We start from the raw sequence: 14,828 nt of genomic DNA on the forward strand, positions 1-14,828 counted from the left end.
GACATCGTGGAAAATATATTCCGTATCTCGGAACCGCGCTAGATCGGAAGTGCGGAGGAGAGGCGAGGAGTTGAGGCCCCGGCCGCTCAGGAGGCCCGGCCGCTCAGGAGCCCGGGTCACTCAGGCCGTGGTCGGCTCACGGAGCGGGGGCCGGGTAACGCACACCGGAGAGCGGGCAGTGGGTGAGCAGTTGCGCCGGGGTCGCCGTGGGCGGCTTCGGGACCGTGCGCCCTGCCGGGGGACGTCGGCCGTCGCCGAGCCATCGTTCGAGCGCCGTGAAGGCCGAGCGGTGGCAGGGCACCAACGGCCGCAGACGGTCGGGGAAGACATCGGTCAGGGCGTCGGTGTGGGTGCCGCCTTCGATGCGGTACGAGCGGTGCAGGCCGCCACGTCCTGCCGCGCGCACCATGTCCGCGTACGCATCGGCGCTGCGCCCGATGGGCAGCAGTACGTCCAGCGTGCCGTGCACGGTGATCAGTGGTTTGCCGATCCGGCCGGTCAGCGCGATCCGGCCGACGGCGCGACGTACCTCATCGGGGCGCGCGGCGTAGTCGTAGTCAGCGTCACAGGCCGTCGTGCCCGGCGCGCAGAAGGGCGTGCCCGCCTCGGTCGCGCCGTCGAAGCCCGGGTCCAGTTCCTCGCGGTAGATCCGCTGCGTCAGATCCCAGTACGTGCGGTGGTGGTACGGCCACAGGAACTCCGAGCCCGCCGGGAAGCCCGCCGCGTGCAGCGCTTCGCGTGCGCGCGGCGCGTCAGGGCCGCCCTCCGCGTACAAGGGGTAGTGCCGTAGTGCCGCAGGCAGGAACGTGAACAGGTTCGGCCCCTGTATGCGCCAGAGCGTGCCCTCCCAGTCGACGCCGCCGTCGTACAGCTCCGGGTGGTGCTCCAGCTGCCAGCGCACCAGATAGCCGCCGTTGGACATTCCGGTCGCCAAGGTGCGCGTGGCCGGGCGCCCATAGCGCTGCGTGACCACCGAGCGGGCGGCGCGGGTCAGTTGGGTGAGCCGGCGGTTCCACTCGGCGATCGCGTCGCCCGGCCGGTCGCCGTCGCGGTGGAACGCCGGACCGGTGTTGCCCTTGTCGGTGGCGGCGAAGGCATAGCCGCGGGAGAGCGCCCAGTCGCCGATGGCGCGGTCGTTGGCGTACTGCTCCCGGTTGCCCGGCGTCCCGGAGACGACCAGGCCGCCGTTCCAGCGGTCCGGAAGCCGCAGCACGAACTGCGCGTCGTGGTTCCAGGCGTGATTGGTGTTGGTGGCCGAGGTGTCCGGGAAGTAGCCGTCGATCTGGAGACCCGGAACCCCGCTGGGAGTGGCCAGGCCCGCGGGCGTCAGGCCCGCCCAGTCGGCCGGATCGGTGTGCCCGGAGGCGACCGTGCCCGCCGTGGTCAACTCGTCCAGGCAGGCGGTGCGTTGATGCTCGGCCCCTGGGACGCGGAGCACCGGGGCGGTGCGCTCGCACGCTCCGCCCGGCGCCGCAGGTGGGGAGGTGGGGGCGGCGGGCGCGGTCAGGGCGGCGGCCAGGGCGAGGCTGAGCGCGGGAAGTGCGGTGGGCAGGACCATCAGGGACCCTCCAGTCACGGCGACGGCTGGAGATTAGGCGGGACCGCATGGCCTACGACATGGGCGCGGGCCCCATGCCCGGGGTTCACGGACAGTGGTCCGGCGCCATGTGGTGACCCACCGCACGCCGTCCGGTCCGCCGCACGCTGCCCGGCCCAACGGACGCCGCCGGGCCCAACGCACGCCGCCCGGCCCAAGGATGGGCCGGGCGGCGATCGGAGGACCGGGTGACTTCGCGGCTCAGTGGTCAGTGGTGAGTAATGAATGGTGAGCAGTGAATGGTGCGGGGTCAGTGGTCCGGTGAGCCCGCGTGCTCCTCAGACGATGCCCTCCGCGATCTCCTCCTGCTCCCGCTGCGAGCCGTACGCCGACGGCGTGCTGTAGCTGCGACGGGCCGCGAACCACCAGGCCGTGGCCAGGATGAGGGCCACCGCCAGGGCGATGGAGGCGTAGTTCATCGAGTCGACGGTCACCGGGGCCGACTGCGGCAGACAGAACAGGACGGTCACGAAGCCCACCCAGCACACCGCGATCCAGCCGATCGGCTTGGACCAGCGGCCCAGGTTCCACGGCCCCGGCTGAAAGCGGGCACCCGCGCGCAGGCGCAGGAAGATCGGGATGGCGTAGGCCGGAGTGATGCCGATGACGTTGATGGCGGTCACCGCGCCGTACGCGGTCGCGGAGTACAGAGACGGCAGCGCGATCACGCCGGCGAGGCCGACCGACAGCCACACCGCGGGCACCGGCACCTGGGTGCGGGTGCTGACCTTGCGCCACAGCGACGATCCCGGCAGCGCCTTGTCGCGGCTGAACGCGAACACCATGCGGCTGGCGGCGGCCACTTCGGCGTTGCCGCAGAAGAGCTGGGCCACGATCACCACGAGGAGCAGGGCCGTGGCCCCCGATGTGCCGACGGCGTCGATCATGATCTGGGCGGGCGGTACATCGGCCGCGGCCGTGGCGGCGTAGTCCTTGATGGCGAAGGTGAGGCCCGCGAGCAGCACGAATCCGGCGATCCAGGAGACCCAGATGGCCCGTACGATGCCGCGCGCCGCCGACACCGACGCGTTGGAGGTCTCTTCCGAGAGGTGCGCGGACGCGTCGTAGCCGGAGAACGTGTACTGCGCGAGCAGCAGGCCGATGGCCGCGACGTAGAGCGGGTTGGACCAGCCGGTGTCGTTGACGAAGTGACCGAAGACCTCGGACGGTGTCCGGTGGCTGTCGGGGGCGATGGCGAGGGCGCCGACGATCAGGGCCACACCGGCCAGATGCCACCACACGCTGACCGAGTTGAGCAGGCTGACCAGGCGGACGTCGAAGAGATTCAGGACCGCGTGCAGGAGCAGGATGCACAGGAAGATCAGAAAGGTGGAGCCGGGCGTCGCGGTGAAGCCGAACTGCAGGTCGAGCACGGCCCCGGTGAACAGTGCCGCGCCGTAGTCGATGCCCGCGATGGCGCCGAGCAGACCGAGCAGATTCAGCCACCCCGTGTACCAGCCCCAGCGCCGTCCGCCGAGCCGGTCCGCCATGTAGTACAGCGCCCCGGAGGTCGGGTAGGCGCTGGTGACCTCGGCCAGGGCCAGGCCGACGCAGAGCACGAACAGGCCGACGCCCAGCCAGCCCCAGAGCATCACCGCGGGTCCGCCGGTGCCCAGGCCGAAGCCGTACAGCGTCATGCAGCCGGACAGGATGGAGATGACGGAGAAGCTGATCGCGAAGTTGCCGAAGCCGCCCATGCGGCGGGCCAGGACCGGCTGATAGCCGAGTTCTCTGAGCCGTTGCTCCTCGTCCTGGACGGGAGCCGCGGGGGCGGGACTCGACTTGGTGGTGCGGGACACGCGCGTACCTCCGGTGGGTTTCCTGGGGGTTGGGGCTGGGGGAGTGGTGGGGTGCGTTCGGAGAGGTGGTTCATCCGGGGAGGTGGCTCAGGAGCGGCGACGGTGGCCCTTGGCGGCGCCGTAGGAGCGGGCGCGGGCCTGCACGAACAGATCGGTGGCCGCTTCCGTGTCACCGGGAACCGCGGTGCGGTACGTCCACGGCACGACCGTGAAGAACGGCTCCAGTGCCTCGAACACCCTTAACGCGTCGTGGAATTGGTGCGCGCCCCAGAGAGCGTGCGCGAGATGGTTCAGGTCGAGCAGCGACATCCAGCCGGGCATCGCGTGGTCAAACCACAGATGCAGGGCGCGCAGCGCGTTGCGCGTCGCGTCCTCCGTGATCCAGTGCAGATCGAGCGCCCGCTCGCTGCCGCCCTCGCGGCGGTAGCGCTCCACATGCGCGTACAGCGGCAGTACGTGCAGCGCCGAGCCCGCCGGGGCCGAAGCCGACGCCCACTGCACGAAGTTGAGCGCCGCGGTCAGCGGAGCGCCGGGGCGGCGCTGGTAGGCGAACTGCAGCATCCGGTGGAACGCCTCCCGGTTGCCGGGATCGCGCTTGTCGGCCTGTGCGAGCAGCTGCCAGGGCCCGGGGAACAGCATGGGTTCGGGCGCGGGCAGCCGGTGTTCCTCCCAGCGCTGGCCCTCGTCGAGCTGGGCGAGCGCGAGCAGGCCGATCCACGGGACCGGGTCCTCCGGCGAGGTGCTGGAGGCGAGGCGGCACGCGTCGGCGGCCTCCCGCCACAGCGTCGGTGTCTGCCGGTGGCCCGCGCGGTGGGCGCGCAGTGCCCGTTCAACGGCGACCCGGCAGTGCAGCACCGTCGCCACGACGCTGCGCGGCTCCTCCTGCCGCCAGGTCCGCACCACGTCGGAGCCGGCCACGGCGGCCGCCAGAATCTGGGTGCGCTGGGTCCACAGGCCCCAGTCGGGCGTCTCGGTGAGCAGGTTCCGTGTCGAGACCCACCGGCCCGCCTTCAGGTCCTGCAGCACGGCGCGGAGCGGAGCGTCGTGGCCCGCCGGGTGGTACACCGGGCGGGCTTGCGGCATTGGCATGGATCCCCTGGAACGAGCACGGCGGAGCGGGACCATGGACGCCGCGGGGACGTTTGCTGGCCCAACTCGCCTATGGCGTCACGCTGTTGGTCGGCGATCAGTGTAGAGCGGAAGGTTCCAATTCTGGCCAGGATTGTGAATCTGTCCTGATCGAGATGTAGCACTTTGGCGCGCCGGTTTGCATTTTAGTGACGGAGTGCGGTCAACCCGGTGCGCAGGGAGTGCAGTTGGGGCCCGGCGCTCCGTGGGACCGGGGTCGGTCCTCCGCGGAGGCGGCGGCGAGGATGTGTCCGGTCTTGACGGTCGCGCGGCCGCTGTAGCACGCTCCAGCGGTGATCACCTCTGACTGTGCGGCTGCCTGTGTCGCTGCGTGGGCGGCTGTCTGTGCGGTGCGCGTATGACCGGCTCGGCCGTGACCGGCTCGGCCGTGACCGGCTCGGCCGTGACCGGGCCGGTGCTCGCCGTCGACCAGGGCACCTCCGGCACCAAAGCCCTGGTCGTCTGCCCGGAGCGCGGCGTCATCGGCTCCGGCTCCGCACCCGTACGTCCCCGCCATCTGCCCGCGGGCCGCGTCGAGGTGAGCCCGGACGAACTCCTCGGATCCGTCGTCGACGCCGGCCGGCTGGCCCTTGCCCAGGCCGGGGAACCCGTGGTCGCCGTGGGTCTCGCCAACCAGGGTGAGACCGTGCTCGCCTGGGACCCGGACACCGGTGAACCTCTCACCGACGCCCTCGTCTGGCAGGACCGCCGCGCGGAATCCCTGTGCACCGAACTCGACGTATACGCGGAAGAGTTGAGGCAGCTCACCGGTCTGCCCCTGGACCCGTACTTCGCCGCCCCCAAGATGATGTGGATACGCCGCCACCTCACCCGGCGCGGCGTCGTCACCACCAGCGACGCCTGGCTGGTGCACCGGCTGACCGGCGCTTTCGTCACCGACGCCGCCACCGCGGGCCGCACCCAGCTCCTCGACCTGGACTCCGTCACCTGGTCGCCCCGCGCGCTCGACCTGTTCGGGCTCGCCGGTGAACGGCTGCCGCGCGTGGTCGACGCCACCGAGCCCGTCGGCACCACCACCGCCTTCGGCCCCGAACTGCCGCTGACCGGACTCCTCGTCGACCAGCAGGCGGCCCTGCTCGCCCAGGACATCACCGAGCCGGGCGGCGCCAAATGCACCTACGGAACAGGGGCGTTCCTGCTCGCCCCCACCGGTTCCGTCCCACGCCGCGGCGGCTCGGGCCTGGTCAGCTGTGTCGCCTGGCGCCTCGCCGGACAGAGCAGCTACTGCCTGGACGGCCAGGTGTACACGGCCGCATCCGCCGTCCGCTGGCTCACCGACCTCGGCGTCATCGCAGGACCCGAAGACCTCGACCCGGTCGGCTCGGCCGTCCCCGACACCGGCGGCGTCACCTTCGTTCCCGCACTCGCCGGCCTCGCCGCCCCCTGGTGGCGCGGCGACATCCGCGGCAGCCTGACAGGGCTCGGCCTGGACACGGGCCCCGGCCACCTGGTGCGCGCCCTGTGCGAGGGCATCGCCGCCCAGGTCGCCCAGCTCACCGACGCCGTCGCTGCGGACCTCGGCGAACCCGTGCGCACGCTGCGCGTCGACGGCGGTCTGACCCGCTCGGCCCTGCTCATGCAGACCCAGGCCGATCTGCTCCAACTTCCCGTCGAGGTGTCCGAGTTGCCCGACGCCACCGCCCTGGGCGCGGCCGCCGTGGCCCGCCTCGGCCTCGATCCGTCCCTCTCCCTGGGCGATGTCGTCCCCGCCCGCCGCCCCGCCGCGGTGTACGAACCGCGTATCGGCGCCGACGAAGCGGCCCACCGCCTGGGCGCCTTCCGTACGGAAGTGGCCGCACTCCTGGACCGTAAGCCGTGATGAGTACGCGCACTGCGCCCCCGGGCACCGTCACGACCACCGGCCCGCTGCCCGAGGCCGGTACCGCGGCCGCCCCCTACGACATCACCGTCATCGGCGCCGGAGTCGTCGGCACGGCCATCGCCCGTGAACTGGCCCGCCACCGCCTCCGTATCGCCGTCGTCGAGGCGGCGGGCGACGTCGGCGAGGGCACCTCGAAGGCCAACACCGCGATCCTGCACACCGGTTTCGACGCCGGCCCCGGCACGCTCGAAGCCCGGCTGGTACGCGAGGGGCAGCGTCGCCTCGCCGCGTACGCCGCCGACTGCGGCATTCCCGTCGAACCGGTCGGCGCGCTCCTCGTCGCCTGGGACGAGGAGCAACACGCGGCCCTGCCAGGGCTGTTGGCCAAGGCCGAGCGCAACGGCTACGACCGCGCCCACCTCATCGACGCCGACGAGCTGCGCTCCCGCGAACCCCGTCTCGGCCCGGGTGCGCTCGGCGCGCTCGTCGTGCCCGACGAGAGCATCATCTGCCCTTGGACGACGACCCTGGCCTACGCGACCCAGGCGGTACGCGCGGGAGTCGATCTGCATCTCAACTGCCGGGTGGAGCAGGTCGTTCGCGCCGATGACGGTGAGGGCGCCGGGGAGGGCGACGGCGCCGGTGATGGTGAGGGCGGCTGTCACCTGCTGCACACCAGCCGGGGCCATCTGCGCACCCGCTGGCTGATCAACGCCGCGGGCCTGCACGCCGACACCGTCGACCGGATGCTCGGCCACGACACCTTCACCGTCACCCCGCGCCGCGGGCAGCTGCTCGTCTTCGACAAGCTCGCCCGCGACCTCGTCCGGCACATCCTGCTCCCCGTACCCACCGCGCTCGGCAAGGGCGTTCTGGTGGCGCCCACCGTGTACGGCAACGTGCTGCTCGGGCCGACCGCCGAAGACCTGCGGGACAAGACAGCCACGCAGTCGACCGCCGACGGTCTCGCCGCCCTGCGGAGCCAGGGCCGCCGCATCCTGCCCGGACTGCTCGACGAGGAGGTCACCACCGGCTACGCAGGCCTGCGCGCCGCCACCGACGAGGACGACTACCGCATCCGGCTCCGGCGGGAGCAGCGCTATGTCACCGTCGGCGGCATCCGCTCCACCGGCCTCACCGCGTCCATGGCGATCGCCGCCCACGTCACCGGACTCCTGGCCGAGGCGGGCCTGCACCTCAGCCCGCCCGTCGACCACGCACCCCTACGCATGCCCAACCTCGGCGAAGCCTTCCCGCGCCCCTACCAGGACGCCGACCGCATCGCCGCCGACCCCGAGTACGGCCGCATCGTCTGCCACTGCGAACGCGTCACCCGCGGCGAGATCCGCGACGCCCTGCACACCCTCGTCCCGCCCACCACCCTCGAAGGACTGCGCCGCCGCACCCGGGCACGCGCCGGCCGCTGCCAGGGCTTCTACTGCGGCCCCGCGGTACGCGAACTCTTCGAACAGCAAAGGGAGTCCAGTACGTGAGCGGACGCGCCGAGCGGCACGTGGATGTCCTGGTCGTCGGCGCCGGGCCCGCCGGCCTGACCGCCGCCGCTCATCTCGCCGCCGCGGACGCCGGAACCGTCGAGGTCCTGGAGCGCGAACAGCACGCCGGCGGTGTGCCGCGCCACTGTCACCACGGCGGCTTCGGCACCCCGCTCACCAGCGGACCCCGCTTCACGCTCCGCCGTATCCACCAGGCACTCGACGCCGGAGCCGTGCTGCGTACGGGCGTCACGGCCACCGCCTTCACAGCACCCCGCACCCTGGACGTCACCGGGCCCGACGGCCTGGAGCGCATCACCGCGCGCGCCGTCCTCCTCGCCACCGGCGCCCGCGAACGCCCCCGCAGCGCCCGGCTCGTCCCCGGCAGCAGGCCCGCCGGGATCTACACCACCGGTGAACTCCAGCAAGCGGTGCACCTGTTCGGGCACCCCGTCGGCACCCGCGCCGTCGTCGTAGGCGCCGAGGAAGTGGCGTACGCGGCCATCGACACCCTGCGGCGCGCGGGCGTCACCGTAGCGGCGCAAATCACCGACGCCCCCGCCGCCCAGGCACCGCGCCTGCGCGCCGCCGCCACCCGGCTGCACCACCTCGTCCCGCTGCTCACCGGGACCACCGTGACCGAACTGACCGGCCACGGCCGCCTGTCGGGTGTCCGCGTGCGCCGCAGCGACGGTGCCACCGTCCATCTGCCCTGCGACACCGTCGTCTTCACGGGCGACTTCATCCCCGACCACGAACTGGCGCGGCGCGGCGGCCTGCGCCTCGACCCGGGCACCCGGGGCCCCCAGATCGACACCGAGTACCGCACCACCGGTCACGGTGTCTTCGCCGCGGGCAATCTGCTGCACGCCGTCGAACCCGCCACGTACGCGGCAGCCGAGGGCCGCGCGGCCGCGGCGGCGGTACGACGCTGGCTGCACCACGAGACGCTCGCGCCGAGCGAGGGCCCCGCGATCGACGTGGCCCCGCCCCTGCGCTGGATCGCCCCCAACCGGCTGCCGTCCCCGCACGCCGACGAACCCGCCGACGGACACTTCCTGCTCCGCCTCGAACCGCCCGTGCCCGCGCCGGCGGGAGCGCTCATCGAGGTCACCCAGGACGGCCGCGTCCTGCACCGCGAACAACTGCGCCGCACGGCCTCGCCGGGGCGGTCCCTGCGGCTGTCCGCCCACTGGACGGCCCATGCCGACCCGCAGGGCGCGGAGATCCGCGTCGCCCTGCACGGACTGCGTGGATTGCATGGATTGCATGGATTGCATGGATTGCATGGACTGCACGCACGGCATGGGCCTGGGCTCCGTGGACTGCGCTGATCGCCGGTCTACTTGGCGCTACTTGGCGTCGGGCGGCGCCAGGCACAGCGTCATGACGACCCGCCCGTTGCGGCTCTCCTCGTAGCGGGTGAGACCCGCGCGGCACTTTCCGTCCGAACCGACGGACGAGAGCCGTTCCACGAGCCGGAAGTCGGCCTTTTCGTCGCCGCAGTCGATGACGAAGAGCACCGGGTCACCGCGGGTGCCCCGGTGCTCCAGGCACTCGCCGACCTTGGCGTCCCGGCCGACCCGGGCGGCCTCGCCGCCGCGGCCAAGGAGCAGCATCGTGGCGAGGAACCCGAGGCCCAGGACGAGACAGATGATGCCGATGACGGTGCTGGGGTTACGCCCGCGGCGCGGCGGCGGAGCCATGGGCTGCGGCGCCTGCGCGGGATACGGATAGCCATAGGGGGAGGCGGAGGCCGGCGGGGGCACGGGACCGGGGCCCGGCCGAACCGGCTGCCCGTACGGCACCTGGCCCTGCGGGCCGAAAGGCGGGTGGCCGCCCTGGGGCGGCGGAGGTATGGACAAGGGGCCCCCGTACATCACGGCGCCGCGGCGCCGCTTGCGTGACTGACGAACTCGACAGCGACCAAGCGACTGATGAACTCGACCGCGACTGACGAACTCGACTGATGAACACCACAAGCTAGCGTCCGGCCGCGGCGCCGCGGCGAGCGGGGTGGGCAGCTCAAGGCCCCTGCCTAGGCCTTGCCCGCCGACACCTCCTTGAGCACCATGGCCGCCTGGTGGTCCGCGCCCAGCTCGTTGGGGTGCAGCGGAACCGCGAGTCCGGGCGGATTGGCCGTCAGCGGCACGAAGCCCTCGACCCACTTGGTGCCGGGCCACTGGCAGACGTCGTGGCCCACACTGCCCGAGTAGGTGTCCACGAGTCGTACGTCATACCCCTTGACCTCCCGTTTCGCGCGCGAAACGGCCCGGGCGAGCGAGGCGTTGATCTCCTTCAGCTTCTCGCCGATCCACATCAGGTCGCCGTCGTTGACCGGTACGTAGGGATAGCAGCCGTGGTCGGTCGGCACCCCCGCCAGGTAGTCGACGAGCAGGACCGTGGCCTTCGGTGCCAGCGTGTGCGTGCGCTTCAGGGCGGCGTACACGTTGTCCTCCATGCCCGCGATGCGCCGTGACATCTCATCGACACCGCCCTTGACCCAGCCCTTCCTGCACTGGCCGCCGAAGGGCGCGGGCAGCGCGAGCCCCGGCAGCGGCTCAAGGGAGGGCAGCAGGTTGAAGCAGGAACCCGCCACGCCCGCGAGCCCCGCGTCGTTGCCGCCGATGCCCATCGTGACGAGATCGGTGGTGGGCGTGAGCCGGTCGAACTGGGGCGGGTTGGTGCCCTTGGCGATGCCCAGGTGGTTGATCTCCTGCGCGCGCGTGAAGTCGTCGGACGTCGCGGCGCCGCAGGTCGCGTCCCGGAACGTCGCCACATCGAGCCGCTTGGCCACCTTCTTCGGGTAGTTCCACGTCGACTGGAAGCAGGCGTACGGCGTGTGCTCGCTCGACACGTTCATCAGGAGCGCGACATCGGCGGACCAGGAGTCGCCGAGAGCGACGTACTCCCGGTACTTCTTGCCGTCCTTGTCCCCGGGCCCGGGTGCCGCCGCCTGGGCCGGCAGCGCGGTGGCGAAAAGGGCCAGACCGGCGACAGCGGCAGCGGTGAGCCGAGTCCTGGGGGAGCGGCGAGTCCTGGAGAACAGGCGGGGCTTGGGGGAGAGACGGGACAGACGGGACAGACGGGATAGACGGGGCGAACGGGACGGACGGGACGGGCGACAGGGCATCGGCACTCCGGGGCGCGTGAGCTGGGTGAGCGGGGGCGGGAGCCGGGGAACCCCGCCCCCGTATCAAGTCATCGGTCGCGCCGCCCGCGTCGTACCACCGCCGCACCGTCACCCGTGCGCGCCGAACTCGTCGCCCGCCTGTGCGAACATCCCGTTCGGCCTGACCCATAAGGACCATCCGCGCGGCGGGCGTCCGTGCGTCACTTCCGGCGGGCGCCCCGTGCGTCACCTCTGGCGGTGGCCGGGCCCGTGGGGCAAGGATGTCGGCCCTCCAGGAAGGGAGGCTCCCGATGGGCGCTCACTCGGTACCCAAGCGACGCAGGACCGCCCTGGCCGGCACGGTGGGCGCCGCGCTCATCGCCGCCCTGCTGTTCACGCCCGCCGCCGACGGTGCGCCCCGCTCGGCCGACGCGTGCCGCACCGCGGAAACCCGCCTCCCGCGCGGTGACTGCGGACCGTTCTGGCAGGTCGTGGCCGAGGACTTCAACGGCGACCGGGTGCCGCTGGGAGCGTTCAGCGACTGCGACCACGCCCCCGACACGCAGGCCGCGTACTGCGGTGGCCTCAGCGGGAAGTACCGCGACAACTGGTGGGCGTATCCCACGGGGTGGCGCGATACGGCCAACGACCGTGACCGCGATGTCGTCGGCGTCTACCACCCGGAGGACACCGTGAGCGTCGGACCCGCGCCCAGTGGTGACGGGCGGATGCGTATCCGGCTGTGGCGGCCCCAGGACGGAGGGCCGGTGCACTCCGCCGCGGTCGTACCCCGCGCGGTGATGCAGATGAAGTACGGCAAGTACAGCGCGCGCATCAAGGTCACCAGGCCCGCCCCCGGATACAAGTCCGCCTGGCTGCACTACGGCGCCGGCTGCGAGATGGACCACCCCGAGGGCGAGTGGACGGGCGAGCTGACGGCCTTTCACCACCCTTGCGGAGGGGGCGAACAGGGCTACTTCCCGGGCGCCGGGGACTGGACGCGATGGCACACCGTCTCGACCGAGTGGACCCCCGGCCATGTGCGTTTCTTCGTCGACGGCCGCCAGATCGGACACGACACCCGGAACGTCCCCGACACCGCGCTGTCCTGGGTGATGCAGAACGAGAGCGCCCTGGAAGGGCCCGGAGCGGCGCCCGGGAGCAGCGCCCAGCTCGAGGTCACCTGGGTCGCGGCGTACACGTACGGCTGGAAGTGACCGGCGTGGGGCAAGTTCGGCCGCAAGGGCCGAACGGGAGGCGAGTGTCCGGGACTTGTGACGTGTCTGTGACCGGTGGTGTGGCCGGCGTCGCGTCCGTAACGCCACGATCCTTGCTGAAATAACCGGATGCGCCCCTCCCGCCCCCGTGGCCTGTCGCTGTCCGGGCGGAGTGGAGTTTGTCGAGGAGTTCGTCGCGGCCGGTGCCGAGGGTTTCCGCTGCCCGCGGTCCGGAGCCCGTGTCACGGCAGATGAGGGAGATGCCGCCATGGGGCTGCGCGTGGTGGGGCTGCGCCTGGAGAACTGCGGGACCCGCGCGTACCACCTCGACGGCCATCCGCTCCTGGAGCTCCTCGACGAGAACCGCGAGCCCGTCACCGGCGTGAAGATCCTGCGCGGCAGCGGCGGTATCGCCACGGTGAGCGGTTTCGACGCCCCCGCCCGCCCGCTCGCCCTGATACCGGGCGAGGCCGCGACCTCCGGTCTGATGTGGCGCAACACCACCGGCTCCGGCACCGCGGTGAACGTCCCCTACGTCCGGATCGAAGCCAAGTCCGGTGCCCCCGCCGTGACGGTGACACCGGAACTCGACCTCGGGACCACGGGAAGGCTCGGGGTCAGCGCGTGGCGGAAGGCCCCGGTGCGCTGACCGTCGCGAGAACCGCCCGCAGGCAGCTGGAGCGGCTGCTCACCGCCGCGCCCGGCTGCCCGCCAGATACTGCTGGTTGTAGGCGTCCGACGGATAGAAGGGGTATTCCTGTGCGGGCACGATCTCCGTGGCGATCGGGCGCCTCAGACGCTGCTGGAGCGCCTCACGCGATGCCTCGGCCGCGGCCTGCTGTGCGAGGCTCCGGGTGAAGATCGACGACCTGGCCTGGCTGTTCGGGCCGAAGGGCCGGGTGGGGTCGTGCCGCTCCCAGAAGATCTCCAGGAGCGCCTCGTAGGAAGTGACCCTGGGGTCGAACACCACTCGTACCGACTCGGTGTGACCCGTGCGGTCCGTGAGCACCTCGACGGGGGTGGGGAACGGTGTCACGCCGCCTTGATATCCGGCGACCGTGGTCCACACGCCCGGGGCGTCCCAGAACGCGGCCTCGCCCGACCAATAGCAGTCCACGCCGAATTCGGCGATTTCATACCCCTCGGGATAGGGGCCGAGCAGTGCGGTGCCCAGAATCGCGTGACGTTCGGGAACGACGACAGAAAGCTCTGCGCGTCCGGGAAGCGCCTCGTCAGCCGTGAGTTTGGTGGAGTTTCGGTTCTTGAACATCGGGTTGCAGCTCCTTGTACGTAGACGCTGCCTGCGTTCGGTCAAACCGCCGTACGTCGGCCCCTATTCCGGAATCCCGGTCCGCGGCCGGTGAATTATTCTGCGGAATTCAGTGCGTGCGCACGCATTCTTTGAGGCATTCCGATTTCCGCTCCCCTCGGTGGGCCGGGCGCGTGCGGCGTGCCTGTGGAGACGACGCCAACTCCCCGCTCGCCAGAGGCGGATGAGGCAGGGCGAACGGACTTCTTACCGAGGGGTAGGCCGGGCGGGGAGGCTTGTTATACATTCCGTCTAACAAGCGGGGCGGGGTGCTGAGCCGCCCCCCGTCACCCCTGCCCGCCGCCCCCCTCCGGCGGGCCACAGCCCCGACCCCCGCAGCGAACCAGGTACCCCCACGCACGACGCGAGGAGCCGCAGCATGGCAAGCAGCACGGTTCGGCCCGACACCCGGCCCAGGTCCGGTGCACAGAACCCGCCCGCCCAGGACGACGTCGCCCAGCGGCTGCTCGACTCGGCCGCGACGCTCTCCTACGACCCCGCCACCGAGGTCGACTGGGAGACACCCCTGGACAAGGACTTCCACGGCGCGAGCCCGGAGTGGAGCACCCTCTACGGCACGGCGTACTGGAAGGAACTGAGCGAGGCGCAGCGCAAGGAGCTGACCCGGCACGAGGCCGCCTCCGTCGCCAGCACCGGCATCTGGTTCGAGATGATCCTGCAGCAGATGGTGCTGCGGGACATCTACGCCAAGGACCCCACGAGCGCCGAGTTCCAGTGGGCCCTGACCGAGATCGCCGAGGAGTGCCGGCACTCGATCATGTTCGCGCGCGGGGCCCGGAAGCTGGGCGCCCCGCCGTACCGCCCGCACCGCGTGGCCGTCGAGCTCGGCCGGGCCTTCAAGACCCTCGCGTTCGGCGAGGCGGCGTACGCGGCGATCCTCGTCGCCGAAGAGGTCCTCGACGTCATGCAGCGCGACTGGATGCGGGACGAGCGGGTCGTGCCGTTCGTGCGCACCATCAACAACATCCATGTGGTGGAGGAGTCGCGGCACATGAAGTTCGCCCGTGACGAGACCCGCAAGCGCCTGGCGAAGGCCGGCCCGCTGCGCCGCCACATCAACGCCTTTGTGATCGCCATCGCGTCGTACGTCATCGTCACCAGCATGGTGAACAAGGGTGTCTACGCGAACGCCGGACTCGACCAGGAGCGCGCCCTCGCCGAGGCGGAGGCCAACGAGCACCACAAGTCCATGATGCGGTCGAGCTGTTCGGGTCTGATGGACTTCCTGGCCTCGGCCCGCCTGCTCACCAAGCCGGCGCTGTTCTTCTACAAGCGTGCCCACCTGATCTGAGCGGACCGGACGACGCCA

11 protein-coding genes and 1 pseudogene are annotated in these 14,828 nt (G+C 71.6%); 6 read left to right on the forward strand and 6 right to left on the reverse strand.

Annotated elements, in window-relative coordinates; translation table 11 throughout:
• Window positions 1-136: 136 nt before the first annotated feature.
• From ACFQVC_RS06725 to ACFQVC_RS06735, 3 genes are all read right to left on the reverse strand, one after another.
• On the reverse strand, window positions 137-1,558 hold the full coding sequence (locus ACFQVC_RS06725) for a 3-hydroxybutyrate oligomer hydrolase family protein (protein WP_381827555.1): 1,422 nt from the start codon (window positions 1,556-1,558) through the stop codon (window positions 137-139).
• A gap of 317 nt (window positions 1,559-1,875) precedes the next feature.
• Complete coding sequence (locus tag ACFQVC_RS06730; RefSeq protein WP_381827558.1) at window positions 1,876-3,396, reverse strand: amino acid permease; 1,521 nt, start codon at window positions 3,394-3,396, stop codon at window positions 1,876-1,878.
• An 87-nt stretch (window positions 3,397-3,483) separates the two neighbouring features.
• The gene (locus tag ACFQVC_RS06735; RefSeq protein ID WP_381827560.1) at window positions 3,484-4,485 is read right to left on the reverse strand and encodes a hypothetical protein; all 1,002 of its coding nucleotides are present in this window, start codon (window positions 4,483-4,485) and stop codon (window positions 3,484-3,486) included.
• A 442-nt stretch (window positions 4,486-4,927) separates the two neighbouring features.
• On the opposite strand from ACFQVC_RS06735, the gene ACFQVC_RS06740 reads away from it, so the two are divergent.
• The 3 genes from ACFQVC_RS06740 to ACFQVC_RS06750 are packed head-to-tail and all read left to right on the forward strand — an operon-like array spanning window position 4,928 to window position 9,194.
• On the forward strand, window positions 4,928-6,364 hold the full coding sequence (locus ACFQVC_RS06740; RefSeq protein ID WP_381828283.1) for an FGGY family carbohydrate kinase: 1,437 nt from the start codon (window positions 4,928-4,930) through the stop codon (window positions 6,362-6,364).
• Window positions 6,364-7,860: an FAD-dependent oxidoreductase gene (locus ACFQVC_RS06745; RefSeq protein WP_381827562.1), complete on the forward strand. Its 1,497-nt coding sequence runs from the start codon at window positions 6,364-6,366 to the stop codon at window positions 7,858-7,860. The genes ACFQVC_RS06740 and ACFQVC_RS06745 overlap by 1 nt, the downstream gene beginning before the upstream one ends.
• Window positions 7,857-9,194: an NAD(P)/FAD-dependent oxidoreductase gene (locus ACFQVC_RS06750; protein WP_381827564.1), complete on the forward strand. Its 1,338-nt coding sequence runs from the start codon at window positions 7,857-7,859 to the stop codon at window positions 9,192-9,194. The genes ACFQVC_RS06745 and ACFQVC_RS06750 overlap by 4 nt, the downstream gene beginning before the upstream one ends.
• 18 nt (window positions 9,195-9,212) lie before the next feature.
• Here ACFQVC_RS06750 and ACFQVC_RS06755 read toward each other — a convergent pair whose 3' ends face one another.
• Both ACFQVC_RS06755 and ACFQVC_RS06760 read right to left on the reverse strand, forming a co-directional pair.
• Window positions 9,213-9,725 carry an LppU/SCO3897 family protein gene (locus ACFQVC_RS06755; protein WP_381827566.1) on the reverse strand — a complete coding sequence of 171 codons (513 nt, stop codon included), beginning with the start codon at window positions 9,723-9,725 and terminating at the stop codon, window positions 9,213-9,215.
• 173 nt (window positions 9,726-9,898) lie between these two features.
• On the reverse strand, window positions 9,899-10,993 hold the full coding sequence (locus tag ACFQVC_RS06760; RefSeq protein ID WP_381827569.1) for an SGNH/GDSL hydrolase family protein: 1,095 nt from the start codon (window positions 10,991-10,993) through the stop codon (window positions 9,899-9,901).
• A 290-nt stretch (window positions 10,994-11,283) separates the two neighbouring features.
• Here ACFQVC_RS06760 and ACFQVC_RS06765 point away from each other — a divergent pair, with 290 nt between their 5' ends.
• Window positions 11,284-12,189: a glycoside hydrolase family 16 protein gene (locus tag ACFQVC_RS06765; protein ID WP_381827571.1), complete on the forward strand. Its 906-nt coding sequence runs from the start codon at window positions 11,284-11,286 to the stop codon at window positions 12,187-12,189.
• A gap of 199 nt (window positions 12,190-12,388) precedes the next feature.
• Window positions 12,389-12,838: pseudogene (locus ACFQVC_RS06770) on the forward strand (DUF4232 domain-containing protein); the annotation flags it as partial.
• A gap of 39 nt (window positions 12,839-12,877) precedes the next feature.
• Here the strand turns inward: ACFQVC_RS06770 and msrA are convergent.
• On the reverse strand, window positions 12,878-13,459 hold the full coding sequence (gene msrA, locus ACFQVC_RS06775; protein ID WP_381827574.1) for a peptide-methionine (S)-S-oxide reductase MsrA: 582 nt from the start codon (window positions 13,457-13,459) through the stop codon (window positions 12,878-12,880).
• A 418-nt stretch (window positions 13,460-13,877) separates the two neighbouring features.
• Here msrA and ACFQVC_RS06780 point away from each other — a divergent pair, with 418 nt between their 5' ends.
• Window positions 13,878-14,810 (forward strand): AurF N-oxygenase family protein, encoded by a 933-nt coding sequence (locus ACFQVC_RS06780; protein WP_381827576.1) that lies wholly within the window; start codon window positions 13,878-13,880, stop codon window positions 14,808-14,810.
• The last annotated feature ends 18 nt before the right edge of the window (window positions 14,811-14,828 follow it).

It is taken from the genome of Streptomyces monticola (assembly GCF_042665355.1).
GTDB lineage: Bacteria > Actinomycetota > Actinomycetes > Streptomycetales > Streptomycetaceae > Streptomyces > Streptomyces monticola.

Excerpts from the sequence above, each read along its gene's own strand:
- ACFQVC_RS06760 (WP_381827569.1), bottom strand. The coding sequence starts at position 10,993 with ATGCCCTGTCGCCCGTCCCGTCCGTCCCGTTCGCCCCGTCTATCCCGT.
- ACFQVC_RS06745 (WP_381827562.1), top strand. The coding sequence starts at position 6,364 with ATGAGTACGCGCACTGCGCCCCCGGGCACCGTCACGACCACCGGCCCG.
- msrA (WP_381827574.1), bottom strand. The coding sequence starts at position 13,459 with ATGTTCAAGAACCGAAACTCCACCAAACTCACGGCTGACGAGGCGCTT.
- ACFQVC_RS06735 (WP_381827560.1), bottom strand. The coding sequence starts at position 4,485 with ATGCCAATGCCGCAAGCCCGCCCGGTGTACCACCCGGCGGGCCACGAC.
- ACFQVC_RS06725 (WP_381827555.1), bottom strand. The coding sequence starts at position 1,558 with ATGGTCCTGCCCACCGCACTTCCCGCGCTCAGCCTCGCCCTGGCCGCC.
- ACFQVC_RS06765 (WP_381827571.1), top strand. The coding sequence starts at position 11,284 with ATGGGCGCTCACTCGGTACCCAAGCGACGCAGGACCGCCCTGGCCGGC.
- ACFQVC_RS06780 (WP_381827576.1), top strand. The coding sequence starts at position 13,878 with ATGGCAAGCAGCACGGTTCGGCCCGACACCCGGCCCAGGTCCGGTGCA.